Origin of the sequence: Paenibacillus yonginensis (assembly GCF_001685395.1) — a bacterium.
GTDB classification, from domain to species: Bacteria; Bacillota; Bacilli; order Paenibacillales; family Paenibacillaceae; genus Fontibacillus; species Fontibacillus yonginensis.
Genome location: NZ_CP014167.1, coordinates 896,841 through 910,281, shown reverse-complemented (window position 1 = coordinate 910,281; position 13,441 = coordinate 896,841). Strand labels below are relative to the sequence as shown.

The 13,441-nt window shown below is 50.6% G+C and carries 10 protein-coding genes, 1 tRNA gene and 1 pseudogene; 3 read left to right on the top strand and 9 right to left on the bottom strand.

Translation table 11 applies throughout. The annotated features are described in order from the left end of the window. Positions 1-3: 3 nt before the first annotated feature. The 5 genes and pseudogenes from AWM70_RS04195 to AWM70_RS04175 form a co-directional block, all read right to left on the bottom strand. A pseudogene (locus AWM70_RS04195) lies at positions 4-964 on the bottom strand (ABC transporter permease). 34 nt (positions 965-998) lie between these two features. Next, a complete protein-coding gene (locus AWM70_RS04190) occupies positions 999-2,567 on the bottom strand; it encodes an extracellular solute-binding protein (protein WP_068694480.1) in 1,569 nt (522 codons plus the stop codon). 116 nt (positions 2,568-2,683) lie between these two features. Continuing rightward, positions 2,684-4,276 carry a response regulator gene (locus AWM70_RS04185; protein ID WP_068694479.1) on the bottom strand — a complete coding sequence of 531 codons (1,593 nt, stop codon included), beginning with the start codon at positions 4,274-4,276 and terminating at the stop codon, positions 2,684-2,686. Between the two features lie 16 nt (positions 4,277-4,292). Beyond that, the gene (locus AWM70_RS04180; protein WP_068694478.1) at positions 4,293-6,074 is read right to left on the bottom strand and encodes a sensor histidine kinase; all 1,782 of its coding nucleotides are present in this window, start codon (positions 6,072-6,074) and stop codon (positions 4,293-4,295) included. An 84-nt stretch (positions 6,075-6,158) separates the two neighbouring features. Then, the gene (locus AWM70_RS04175; RefSeq protein ID WP_068694477.1) at positions 6,159-7,013 is read right to left on the bottom strand and encodes an AraC family transcriptional regulator; all 855 of its coding nucleotides are present in this window, start codon (positions 7,011-7,013) and stop codon (positions 6,159-6,161) included. A 125-nt stretch (positions 7,014-7,138) separates the two neighbouring features. On the opposite strand from AWM70_RS04175, the gene AWM70_RS04170 reads away from it, so the two are divergent. From AWM70_RS04170 to AWM70_RS04160, 3 genes are all read left to right on the top strand, one after another. Then, positions 7,139-8,677 (top strand): sulfatase family protein, encoded by a 1,539-nt coding sequence (locus AWM70_RS04170; RefSeq protein ID WP_068694476.1) that lies wholly within the window; start codon positions 7,139-7,141, stop codon positions 8,675-8,677. 316 nt (positions 8,678-8,993) lie between these two features. After that, positions 8,994-10,184, top strand: a complete 1,191-nt coding sequence (locus AWM70_RS04165) for an ROK family protein (RefSeq protein WP_068694475.1) — start codon at positions 8,994-8,996, stop codon at positions 10,182-10,184. A gap of 200 nt (positions 10,185-10,384) precedes the next feature. After that, complete coding sequence (locus AWM70_RS04160) at positions 10,385-11,635, top strand: anaerobic sulfatase maturase (RefSeq protein ID WP_068694474.1); 1,251 nt, start codon at positions 10,385-10,387, stop codon at positions 11,633-11,635. Positions 11,636-11,784: 149 nt separating this feature from the next. Here the strand turns inward: AWM70_RS04160 and AWM70_RS04155 are convergent. The 4 genes from AWM70_RS04155 to AWM70_RS04140 form a co-directional block, all read right to left on the bottom strand. Beyond that, positions 11,785-11,868, bottom strand: a tRNA-Leu gene (locus tag AWM70_RS04155). 162 nt (positions 11,869-12,030) lie between these two features. After that, positions 12,031-12,261, bottom strand: a complete 231-nt coding sequence (locus tag AWM70_RS04150; RefSeq protein ID WP_068694473.1) for a hypothetical protein — start codon at positions 12,259-12,261, stop codon at positions 12,031-12,033. Between the two features lie 117 nt (positions 12,262-12,378). After that, positions 12,379-12,714 carry a hypothetical protein gene (locus tag AWM70_RS04145; protein WP_068694472.1) on the bottom strand — a complete coding sequence of 112 codons (336 nt, stop codon included), beginning with the start codon at positions 12,712-12,714 and terminating at the stop codon, positions 12,379-12,381. 109 nt (positions 12,715-12,823) lie between these two features. Further along, complete coding sequence (locus AWM70_RS04140) at positions 12,824-13,396, bottom strand: xanthine phosphoribosyltransferase (RefSeq protein ID WP_068694471.1); 573 nt, start codon at positions 13,394-13,396, stop codon at positions 12,824-12,826. Between the last annotated feature and the right edge of the window lie 45 nt (positions 13,397-13,441).

The window sequence follows — 13,441 nt, the reverse complement described above, 5'->3', positions numbered from 1 at the left end:
CCATTACCAAAGACTCGTCTCCGACGTTTTGCGTGCGAACCGGTTTACCAGCAGCAGCAAGGTCAGGTTGATCAAGGAATTGAAGAGCCCGATGGCAGCCGTGTAGCTGTATTCCCCCTTCAAAATTCCCGTCGTATACACAAACGTGGAAATAACGTCGCTCGCTTCGAGATTCAGGTTGTTTTGCATAAGCAAAATTTTCTCGAAACCGATGTTCATGAATTGCCCAATATCCAAAATGAGCAGGATGACGATGACGGGGACGATTCCCGGGAGAGAGACATGCCAGATCCGCCGCATCCGCGATGCGCCGTCCATCTTGGCTGCTTCGTACAACTGCGGATTGATTCCGCTTAGCGCCGCGATGTAGATAATGGATTGCCAGCCCATATTCTGCCAGATGTTCGAGCCGATAAAGATGGTCTTGAACCATCCGGCCGATTCCATGAAGCGGATTTCCGAGCCGCCCAGGGCATGGATCAGCATATTGACGGGACCATTCGTGGACAGAAGCACGGTTAATATCCCTACGATGACGACAACCGAAATGAAGTGTGGAATATAAGTGATATTTTGCAGCAGTTTGCTGTAGGTTTTGCTTCGAATCTCGTTAATGAGAAGAGCAAGGAATATCGGAATCGGGAACGCAAGGATCAGGGAGAGCAAATTGATGGAGAGCGTATTCCAGAGCAGTCTCCAAAAGTAGTACGAATCAAAAAAAACGCTGAAAATGCTCAAAACCAACCCAACTGCTGCCCAAAATCCCCTTGCCTGGATTAAAATTTTTGAAAGCGATCTGCAGCCCGTACAAGGGGCCGTACTGGAACAGCAAATACCATGCCATCGGCAGCAGCAGCATGAGATACAAATCGTATCTCTTTGCGATCTGCTTGATGAGGCGGCTGCCCCGTTTCGTTCGGAACCGGGGCGCCGCGGCAGTCTCATGGATTTCTGCGTTATTCATGAACATCCACTCCTATCCCGCTTGAGGATCTGCCTTATTTATCCATTTTGTCATAAGCGTCTTGATAAATTTGCTGAAGCTCGTCAATGTTCATCTTTTTCAGCGTCGACTGGAACTCCTCCCACTTGTCGAAGCTCAAAGCCCCCGCAATAAATTTGGTGCTTTGCTCTTCATAATACTTGTCGATATCGTTGCGGAGCACATTCACCTTTTGAGCCGTCTCCTCGTCAAACATTGGTGCAGCATAACGGATTGTCGGCATATACGGATCCAGCGCCTTTTGGGCCTCTTGAACTTGTGGAGGATTAATGTAGGAAGCCACATATTCGCTGATCAGATGAGGCGCGCCTCCACCGGCATACGGAGTAAGCTTCGGCTGGGTTTCGGCTGTAGAGAATTCCGGCTTATAAGTCGGTATGCCATCAACTAATTCGTAGTGCTCGCCCTCCCGTCCGAATCTCAGCAGCGTCGAGCCTTCATCGCTGTAGAAATAGTCAATCCAGCGCATGGACACTTCCGGATATTTATTGACCGAAGTGATGGCGAACGCACCTTGGTCACGCGGAACCGGGGCTCCCTGGCTTTGAAGACGGTCGCCATGCGGGCCTTCAAACGGAGCGATGCCTGTATACTGATCGGCAATCGGCAGGAAGTTGTTGTTAGTCTGGTCAAAGAACACTCCCGTATTTCCCGAACCTTGTTTCGCCAAATACTGCGCTTCCGTATGGGAGAATATTTCAGGATCCAGCAGATTCTCTTGGTACAGCTTGTTCAGGAACATCAGCATTTCTTTGTTGCGTTCGTTCCCCATCCAGATTTCAACCTTGCCATCAACGATATTGACGTTGTAGCCGAACTGCTGGTCAAGTCCAAACGAACCGCTCATCGCAGCCACGATCGGGAGGCCGGTGCTGCGGGCCGTGAGCGGAATTTCGTCCTTCTTCCCGTTTCCATTCGGGTCCTGATCCCGGAAGGCCACAAGCACATTGTATAGTTCGTCCAGCGTCTCCGGCACTTTAAGGTTCAACTTCTTCAGCCAGGCCGTATTGATCCATCTCTTGTCCGTACGGGCCGAATCCAGTGTAACGATGCCCGGAATCGTGTAGATATGTCCCTCCGGCGTAGTGATCGATGCGCGGATTTCCGGGTATTCCTCCATCAGTTTCTTAAGATTGGGAGCATATTCTTCGATCAAATTTTCCAGCGGAATCAATTGACCGCCGGCTCCATAGCGAACCGCTTCAAGCGGTGTGATCGCGGAACGGTACATAATGTCCGGCAGCTCGTTGGATGCAAACAGCAGATTCTTTTTCTCGGCAAAACCGTCGGTTGGGGACTCAATGAACTCCATTTGCACATTGCTCATTTTCTCGTAATCCTGAAATACCGGCATGTCCTTAAACGGCCCGTTAACGGGCGCGATCCGGGTAAACGCCTTCAGTTTGACCGGTTCCTGCACGATCGGGAATCCCTCTTTGCTAACCTCGGATACTCCGCCTTCTTCTGAAGCATTTTTGTTCGCGTTCGTACCGGAACCGCAGCCCCCCAGCACCAACGCGGCTATCAGCACCGTGCTGATCGTTTTCCCCCAATGTGTTCGCATCTTTTCATGACCTCCTTCGTGAATGGCAAAACATCAATCGTTGTAAGCGTTTACTGAATTCAGTATATTCGATCCACACCGGCGCCAAATTCCACAAATATGACCACATACTCCACTTATTTGACGGAATGAGGAGGTTTGATTTTCTGCACATAAGCTTGGGGCGTCATGCCGGTCCACTCCTTGAACACTTTAAAAAAATAGTTATAGGTGCTGAATCCCACCTGCACGCTAACCTGTTTAACCGAATATCTGCCGCTTTCCAACAGCTTGCGGCTGGCGTCGATCCGAACCCGGTTCACGTATTCCGAAAACGTCATCCCCGTCTCCTCTTTAAAAATCCGGCTGAGATACGAGGGATGGAGTCCGATGGCTCCTGCAGCAAGCTCCAATGTGATATAACTTGGATATTTCTCAAGAATCAGCAGGATCGCCTGCGAAACATGCCGCGAATGGGGGCCGGCCGCACGCTCTCGCTTCAAGCGGTCCAGCAGTTCCTCGTAATAGGAGTACAGCCATTGTTCCAAGCCGGCCACGCTATCGATCCGGCCCAAATCCTCCCGCGCCGAGAAGGCGCTTCCTGCCTGGTCACCTCCGGCGAAAGGAACCCATTTGCGAGCCGCTTTCTCCCCTATAGAAAGCAGCTCACGGACGATCATCTGGACCGCTTGGGCATGGACCGGCTGCTGACGAAGGCCCTCAAACGCGGAGGCAATCGCTTCCCGCACGCCTCCCCGATCTAAATTTTCCACGGAGAGGAGAATCTGCTTCTGTTCTTCAATCGTTAAAGAAACCCGTTCGGAGAATACTCCCTCCATAGTCAAAGGACGAGAAGCGTCAAGAACCTGCTCGGCGGCACGATAGCTAGCCTCAAGCTTGGACAAGCTGGAACATACGTGGCCAATCGCATAGGTGCATTTCAAATTTAAAAACAGCTCCAGCGAATGGCGCAGGTGGCTCATCAGCCTTTCCGCTTCACTAGCGGCAGCCTGCTCACTCCTGTCCTTGAAGGCGAACAAGACAGCGATGCGTCCGTTTTCCACATAAGTCACGGTCCGTTCCGGTTGATCCCCGAGGGTCTGCTGCATAAGAGCAATGGCTTGCTGGACCATCCGGCTGGTCTGCACGTCGCTTCGGGATTCCGCCAGCAGCAGGAAGGAGGAAATTTGCATCGCTGCGGCGGTATAACATACCACTCCCTGTAACCGTCCGCTTTCCCGGGCATAATCCTCCAATTCCTTGACTGCCCCGGGTCTCCCACGCATGGTTTGGGCAAGAAGTTCCCGAAATTCTGAAGGGCTGCCGAAATTCCGCATTTGGCCGTCCTGGTCCTTCTCCATTTCGCGGACCGCTTTCCTTAATACGCCCAGAAGCTGCTCAGCGTCCAAACGATGCTTCAGCAGATAATCGACTGCTCCGTTCTTCAAACACTCGCGAACATAGTCATAATCATCATAGCTGCTAAGCATGATGGTCTTCACGGATGGATAACGTTCCCGGATAGCTCGGTTTAATTCCACGCCGTTCATGCCCTGCATATTTACGTCCAGGATAACGATATGGGGCCGAAGCTGATCCATCATCCGGAGCGCTTCCTCTCCCTCATAGGCTTCGCCGCAAAGCCCGAACCCCTGATTTCGCCAATCCGACAGCGATCGAAGATGGTGATGCACTAAAGGTTCATCGTCAACCAACAATACTTGATACATGGCCTATTCCCCTTTGTTAATAGCTTTTGTCCAAATCTTTCGATCGAGGAAACCGAATCTCCACTTTCGTATACAATCCCTCTTCGCTATAGAGTCTGATGCCGTAGGGTTCACCGAAGATCCTGGATATCCGCTCATGCACATTGCGAACCCCCATGCCGCTGAATCGCGAAGGAGCTTCTGCTTCCTCCCCCATCAAAGCTTCCAGCTTCTCCTTGCTTATCCCCTTTCCGTTATCCATCACTTCGATCTTCAGATCCCCGTCCTCCTCGAAGATGCGGATCAGCACAAATCCCCCCTGCACCGACGGTCCGAATCCGTGCATAAGAGCATTCTCTACGATCGGTTGGAGCGTAAGCTTCAGCACCCGGCATTCCAGCAATCCTTCATCCTCTACCTGAAATTTCACCGGGATCGGCTCAAGAAACTTGTATTTGGCAATGGCAACATAACTGGATACATAACCAAGCTCTTCCCGCAAGGTCAGGAACTCTCCGGAATTCCCAAGCACGCCCCGCATCAACTCAACCAACGCCCCGGATACCTCCTCAATATTGGGAACTCCGTTCAGCTTAGCCAAATATTTGATTGTGTTCAGCGAATTATAGAGAAAATGCGGGCGGATTTGCGCCTGCAGCGCGGTGAGCTCCGCCTCCCGCTTGGCCTGCTCGCTCATTCGGATCCCTTCCATCAAACGTTTCAATTCATCAACCATGCTGATGAAGACCCGGTACAAATCGCCAATTTCGTCCTTGGTAACGATCTCTGTCCGCGGAAAATCCAGATTTCCATCCTTGACTCGCATCATCATCGTTTTGAGTCGGCGGATATGAAGGGTAGTCCGCGAGGAGATTTGCAGCGACCCCATCAGAACTACGGCAAATACGGCGACGGCAACCTCCACCATCAGGTTGCGGATCTTCTCAGATTTGCTCAGCAGAGAATCAAGCGGAATCAAAGCGCGTGTGGTCCATCCGGTATTTTCGGACTTTCGGCTGACGACGATATAACGTTTGCCGTCGATGGCCCGTTCGACGGTTTCCTCCTGATCGGACGGTTCTATCTCCTCATAAACAACCTCAGTCATTTCGGCGGAAATGTCAGAGGGCGCAGAATCGGACTGAAAAACAAGCTGTTTCTGCCCATCCAGCACATACAAAATGCTGTCTGAAGTAGGTTTCACGCCGTAGGTCGTTCGGATGAAATCATACTTCAAATCCACCATGACGACACCGATCGTCTCACGGTTATAACGGAGAACGCGCCCAACGGATATCGCCTCCGATGTATCCGACCTTTTGAAATACGCGTGGCGTTCTCCTTTACTTAACATGAAGTCCATCATCTCGGTATCCAGGAACGTCCGGTCGATCCAGGGGCCTCCTGAGAAAAATACTTTGCCGTTCAGGCCAACTACGGCAATGCGGGAAATGTAAGGTTTGTAATCGATCATTCCAGACAGAAATTCTGTAATCCGCTTCTGTTCCTGAAACCATTCATAGCTGATTTCTTCGTTGGGGCTCAGAATCGTATTGATGACCGTATTTTTATTCGTCGCCACTACCGTATTCAAGCGGTCTATTTCCTTGAGCATCACGTTCAAGGATTCGTCGGCATGACGAATGCTGTCCGAAACGGAGGTGATGGCATTTTTTTTGATCGTGTCGCGCATGTTCACATAGATGATGCTGGTCACGGAGACGATGGCTAGAAGCATCAGCATCCCAAAAGCGATAAATATTTTCCCTTGAATGCCTAATTTCGGCGAAATCCACTTGCGCAGCCCTGCCAATGTCATGATCTCCTCCCCTATTTATCCGATACACCCCTTCTTCCAGGTAAGCGCTTACGAAATTGCAGGTGTTTCCCCTTCTCTGCACGATTAAATCTTACGGTTTCGCATCGCCAAAGGAGGCATTTTGTAATACATTTTGAAGGCTCGAGTGAACGTGTACAGATTCGGATATCCCAAAGACAAAGCGATCTCAGTTACGGAAGCATCCGTTTCGATGACGAGCCGCTTGGCCTTCTCCATTCGAATCTTCTGCAAAAATTTCTGCGGAGGCACCCCGATCTGACTGGTGAACACATTGGAAAAATACGAGCGGTGCACCCCTGCAAATGCTGCGACCTGCTGCACGGTAATTCCCTCTGTCGCATGAAGATCCATAAACGCTATACACTCACGGATCCAACCCGAAGGCTCGGTCAGTTCGGCCGGTGCCGTCTCGGGGATCAGCTCGGCCAGCAGCCGGCAGATTCCTCCTTGGAGCTCCAAGGAAACAGCTGGACTCCACCGCTCCACATTTCCTAATTTCTCGATTATGTCCCCCAGCAGTTCTCTCGCTTGCCGAGTGACGATCTCTTTCCCAAACGGTCTCTCCGGTACCAGACCTGCAAGCTTTAATAACGGCTTGACGCGGCTGCCGTCTATAGCGAGCCAGTGCATTTGAAGCGGCTGCTCCGCGGGCAGCGCATGATAAAAGTAGGTCCGGCCAGGAAACAGGCAAAATAAATCGCCCGGCTGCAATTCGACCCGTTTGCCTTCGAATTCGAAACACACGCCTCCTTCCAGCACAAAATGAAGGCTGTAGCACTCAATCCTTTTCGGCCCTACTTTATAATGGGGTTTGGCTGCGTTGCGACCCGCCCGGACAGGCCACAGCTGGGCTTCCCGGTCCAGGTAACCGGGCGTGTAATAAAGGAACTCGGCATATTCATGTTCATATTCCTGCATCAGCTCGTACTTCCCTCCCCCTACTCGATCTGTTCATAGATAACAAAATGATAAATGTTATGTAACACAACGCCATTTATAAATCACGATTTAATCAATATTATCATAATAGGAGGGGATAAAATTTGTCTAGTAGACCTAACATTTTACTAATCACAAGCGACCAGCAGCATTGGAATACCATCGGCGCATTCCAACCTGAAATCTCCACGCCGAATCTGGATCGTTTGGCCCGGGAAGGAACGACGTTTGGCCGGGCTTATTGCCCGAATCCAACCTGTACGCCAAGCCGCTCTTCGATCATAACCGGCATGTATCCAAGTCAGCACGGCGCATGGACGCTGGGAACAAAGCTGTTGGAGGACCGTCACACCGTCGGCGAAGATTTCAAGCAAGCCGGGTATCAAACCTCATTGATCGGCAAAGCGCATTTCCAGCCCTTGAAATCGACGGCCGAATACGAGTCAAAGGAAGCTTATCCGCTACTGCAGGATTTGAACTATTGGCGGAACGATGAAGGACCGTTTTACGGCTTTGATCACATCGAACTCGCGCGCAACCATACCAACGAAGCTCATGTAGGGCAACATTATGCCTTGTGGCTGGAGGAACAAGGATGCTCCAATTGGCGGGACTATTTCCTGCCTCCGACCGGAACGATGGATCCCACGCAAACCTACAAGTGGCCCATTCCGGAAAAATATCATTACAACACGTGGATAGCGGAACGGACGAATGCCCGTCTGGAAGAGCATCACAAAACAGGAGACCCTTTCTTCCTGTGGGCCAGCTTCTTCGACCCTCACCCGGAATACTTGGCGCCGGAGCCTTGGGATACGATGTACGATCCGGAGCAATTGTCGATCCCGTCGATGACCCCGGGAGAACACGACCGGAATCCGCCGCACTTCGGCTTGACCCAGGAGGACAATCCGGATTTCTCCCATTTGATGGAAACCGGCTTCGGCATCCATGGCTACCGTTCCCATCACTATTACGAATACGGGGCGAAGCAGCGGCTTACGGAGTACGATAAGAAGAAGTTAGTCGCAGTTTATTACGGCATGATCAGCTTGATGGATAAATATATTGGGCGCATCCTGAATAAGCTGGATGCATTGGGGATGGCCGAAAATACCCTTGTTGTCTTTACAACGGACCACGGCCACTTCTTTGGCCAGCATGGCTTGCAAGCCAAAGGCGGATTTCATTACGAGGATTTGATTAAGCTGCCGTTCATCGTCAGGTACCCCGGCCATGTACCCTCCGGGCAGCGTTCGGATGCGCTGCAATCCCTGGTCGATTTAGCCCCGACCTTTCTCTCTTTCTGCGGTTTGTCTATTCCGCGGACGATGGCTGGGGTTGACCAGAAGGAGGTCTGGCTGGGCCGCCGGGATAAAGCTCGGGACCACGTCATCTGCGAGTTCCGGCACGAACCGACGACGATTCATCAGAAAACGTACGTCGACGAACGCTATAAGATCACGGTTTATTACAATCAAACGTATGGGGAAATTTTCGATCTTCAGGAGGACCCGGGAGAGCTTCGCAATTTGTGGGACGAACCGGGTTACGAAGGGCTGAAGACAGAGCTGCTGCTCAAATACGCCTGGGCTGAGCTTGGCAAGGAACCGATGCCGATGCCGCGGATCCATCACGCTTAGCGCGGAAATGTAAATCAACTTCATAACTCAACAAAGGTTGCTCTTTAAATCAGGGCAGCCTTTTTAGAAAAGAACAATACCCGCGGCGGCTGACAGCACGATAGTCAACCCCCAAAGGAAAAGCTCCTAAGAAGCTAAAATAACGTCCCAAGCATGGGTTCCTCTCTCTTCAGATATAATAACCGGGAATTTCAGTTCCTGCGCTTTTTCAGTCTGCTTAAGATGGGTATGATGAAATTAACTGGAAATTCTCTGTTGTTAACGCTATACTTTTATATATCCCGACTAAATAGCTTGGAAATGGAGAGCAGTACCTATGATGACTCATTCCAATCCTTCGATAAAAAAGCAGGTGTACGATCGAATCTCTTATCTCGGGACCGTCTCGAAGGCTGACTTATTGAATGATTTTCCACTCACCAGCAGCAGCATGACCCGGTTATTGGAGGAGATGACCCACCAAGGCATGATTGTTGTCTCCGGACTTGGACACTCTACCGGCGGCAGAAAACCGATTTTGTTCCAGACCAATCCTACATACCGGTTTCTGTTCGGATTGGAAATCTCCCGAATTTATTCTGTACTTGGCTTGTATGACTTGCATCTGAATTCGTTATCGTTGACCCGCTGGAAAATGGATGCCGAGATGACGCCCAATCAGCTGGTCGACAGCATTACGTCAACTGCCAAACGCTTTCTTGACGAGCATGGCCTTTCGCCTGAGGACGTATTGGGCATCGGCATCGGAGCAGTGGGGCCGTTGGATAGCCGGAAAGGGGTCATTCTTGAACCGGAATTGTTCCCGTCCCCTGCTTGGAAGCACGTTCCGATCTGCGCCATGCTTGAGGAACGGCTCGGCTTTCCGGCCAGCCTTGACAACGGAGCCAATACCGCGCTCATCGGCGAACATTGGGCGCTGCGGTCCGAAACTATCGAGCATGCCCTATATGTTCATGCAGGCGTTAATATCCGCTCGGCCGTGATGTCCGGCGGCCGTATTCTCCGTGGAGCCGCGGATACAGAAGGTGCAGTTGGTCAAATGATTATCCAGGCGAATGGACCCAGACTGCGAAACAGAGGCAACTATGGTGCTCTGGAAGCTTTTGTATCCGTACCGGCACTCGAAGAACGGGTACGCACCCAACTTAAAATTGGACGCAGCAGCATTCTGTCCGACATCGCTCCGGAGCTTGTGAATTTCGCCACGCTAGTCGATGCCCTGACGAAAGGCGACCCGCTTGTCAAAGAAGAATTTACGGAAACGGCAGCTTACTTGGGGATCGGACTGGCCAACCTGATTAATGCCCTCCATCCCGAGTGTGTTATTCTGGGCGGCCCGCTCATCAGCGCTCATCCCCTTGTATTTGACTCTGCAGTTGAGATCGCCAAAAAAAATACCTACCACTATCCCGAATATAACCCGGTATTTACGCAAGGACTGCTGACAGACGAAGCCGTAGCAACAGGAGCTGCCGTGATGATGATGCAAAGATGGTCCGGAGACTAAAAATGAAGAGGTGTTGTACGAACAACACCTCTTTTTAATGCCCAAAAACATACTCATTAAAATCATTTTGAAACAAAGAAAGCGGATTTTAGTTAAATAAGGATGAACAAAGGTACAATTCCTGGGCCACTTTTTATTGTTTTGACATCAACCCACCCAGGGTGCTATCTTTGTGATAAACATGGACAGGAGGAGAAGCAATGTCGGGAGCCTGCATGACAAATGGGCTGGCCAACCTCGGCGTGATGTGGAAAACCGTATCGGAAGATTGTAACTTGGCTTGCGATTACTGTTACTACAGCACCTGCGGTGGGAAGCCTGGACCGAAGATCAACCGGATTGATTCAGCCTTATTGGATAAATTCATCAAGGAATACATGCAGCTCAGCCAAGGCGCTGCGACACTTGCCTGGCAAGGCGGGGAGCCGCTGCTGGCCGGCCTTGATTTTTTCAAAGAAGTCGTTTATCTTCAGGCCCTTTACGCCCCGCCGCATACGGTTATCAGCAATTCCTTGCAAACCAATGGCACCCTGATTGACGATCGCTGGGCGGCTTTTTTCAAAACCTATCAATTTCTGATCGGCGTCAGCCTGGACGGACCTAAGGAAATTCATGATTCACGGCGGGTCAATGCCGCTGGCAAGGGCAGCTTCGACCGAGTTATGGCAGGAATCGAACAATTGCGAAAGCATCAGGTCGATTTCAATATTTTGACGGTGATCCACAAAGGCAACGTAAGGGAAGCCAAAGCGTTAATGGCGTTTTATCGTGAGAACGGTTTCAACTTTGTCCAACTTATCCCCTGCATGGATTTCCGATCCCAACAGGTGGACAAACCGGGCGAATATGAAATTACGCCGCAAGAATATGGCGATTTTCTGTGCAGGATCTTCGACGAATGGTACAATGACGGCTATCCGGAGGTGTCCATCCGCTTTTTCGACAATATGTTTGGCGTCTATTTGAACCGGGAGGCCGAACATTGCGTACATCGGGCTGCATGTCCGACAAGCCTAGTGCTGGAGCAGAACGGCGATGCGTTTCCGTGCGACTTCTTCATTAATGAGAAATGGACCGTCGGCAATGTGGCCGACTCTTCCATCGCCGACATGCTTGCCCATCCGAACTACACGCGCTTTCAACGGATGAAGCCGGCTTTGCCGGAAAAATGCCGTTCCTGCGAATGGCAGCGCCTTTGTTACGGAGGTTGTCCGCGAAACCGCAAATGGAACCCGGAGGGAACCGAATCCGATCCGGATTATTTCTGCCAAAGTTATATGCAGATATACGCTTACGCCCATGAACGGATGCTGGAAATGAGCCTGCGAATGCGCCGGGAAATGTATTCGTATCATTTGCAGCACGATTATGCCGGCAAAAGCCCAGGGCGAAACGAGCCTTGCCCATGCGGAAGCGGCAAAAAGCATAAAGCCTGCTGTGCCGCCCTATAGCCCACCTATATTCAGGGCAACAAGTCAAAAAGAGGCTCTTTCTCATTCAGGCATATCGTTTTTCATTCCCACATGTATGACCGATCCTAAATAACAAAAAAAGCTCTTGAATTCTACAGAAGAATTCAAGAGCTTTTCGGTTTGAGCAATGCGGTTGAGAGGACTCGAACCTCCACGGGGGTTAGCCCACACGGACCTGAACCGTGCGCGTCTGCCAATTCCGCCACAACCGCATATTTGTAGTGTCCAATAGTAGCGACAAGAAATAATATATCATATCTCAAGCAACTTTGCAACAATCAAAAGAAAAAAAGCCTTTCCGCCCACCGGCAGCAAAGGCTTGTCCTTTAACTTTAACATCCTCGAGCCTGCCCTTAGCCTGCCTGCTGGCCGGCTTATTCGTTCTCCTGCTTGCTCTCCCCGGCTTCTCTCGGCTCGTCAAACGGCCGGTAGCTATAGTTCCGGTCCAGCTTGACGATCTTCCGGTTGCGTTTGCGGATCATGACATGGGTAGCGTCCCAAGCCACCACGATGCCATTGACATCGTTGCTCTCCAGCGCATCCCGGACAACCCGAATCCGTTCTCCGGACAGACGGTAGGCGTTTAGCTGCTCATCGCTGATCATTTCTTTCCCTCCTTTTGTATAAGCCTGCTCTCTTCCCGCAAAAAAAGACCTAAATGGAACGCCATTTAGGTCTTTGTATGAAATTCAATAAATGCCCTTGCCTAAACCGACATTTCCTTATTTCTGATCTGCTTGCGCATGTTCCTTGCTGTCATTCTTCTCAAACCAGAAGTCAAGCACCTTCGCAGACATCACTCTCTGCTCGATATACCCTACTTGTTGCGGAGTGAATAAGTCTCTCCATGGGTAGGACAGCTCTTCGCAGAGGCCGGCGATGGTTAACAGCTCTGACCAACCCACATAACGTTTGTACCAGAAAAATTGAGGATGTTCCAGCATATAGGGATAGAGATCATCGAATTCGGTATGTTTACAGTCCAACGCTCTTTCGAACGTAACTTTGGCAGCTTGCAGCTTTTCAATAAAAAACTCGGCATTTGGTTCTTTCCCCATTGTTATTGCCTCCCCTCTCTAGCTATTCTTTATTATATCGGAAAAAGCCTGACCTGCAAAGAACGAAGCAAAAATTGGTCTTCAGCCTAACTTCTCTCCAGCTCCCGGATTATTCGGCAAAATGGACGGTACCGCCCTCCAACGAGGCGATTTTAGCCAGCGATTCCACTCGTATGCCCTGCTCGCGCAGCGTTTTGGCGCCCTGCTGGAAGCATTTTTCCACTACAATCCCTACACCGGACAAGCTTGCACCCGAACGTTCGATAATTTTAATCAGCCCTTTGGCTGCATCTCCATTGGCAATAATGTCGTCGATAAACAGCACCCGATCGTCAGCTTTCAGGAATTTACGCGACAGCAGCAGATCGGTCACAATCCCTTTGGTAAAAGAAGGCACGCGCTCCACATAAGAGTCCGGGTCGGCAAGCAGCGTCTTCTTCCGGCGCGCAAACACCATCGGCACTCCAAGTTCATAAGCAGTAGCAAAAGCAACGGCAATGCCGGAGGATTCCACGGTAACCACGCGGGTAATGCCTTCTTCTTTAAAAATAGCGGCAAAGGCTTTGCCCATTTCCATCGTCAGTTCAGGATCCACCTGCTCATTCAGGATCGCATCCAGCAGCAAAACCTGATCCGACACCACAACGCCCTGCTCTATAATTTTTTGTTTCAACAGTTCCATTTAAGTTCCTCCTACTTCTAAGCCGATGCTTTTCTGTAAAATACC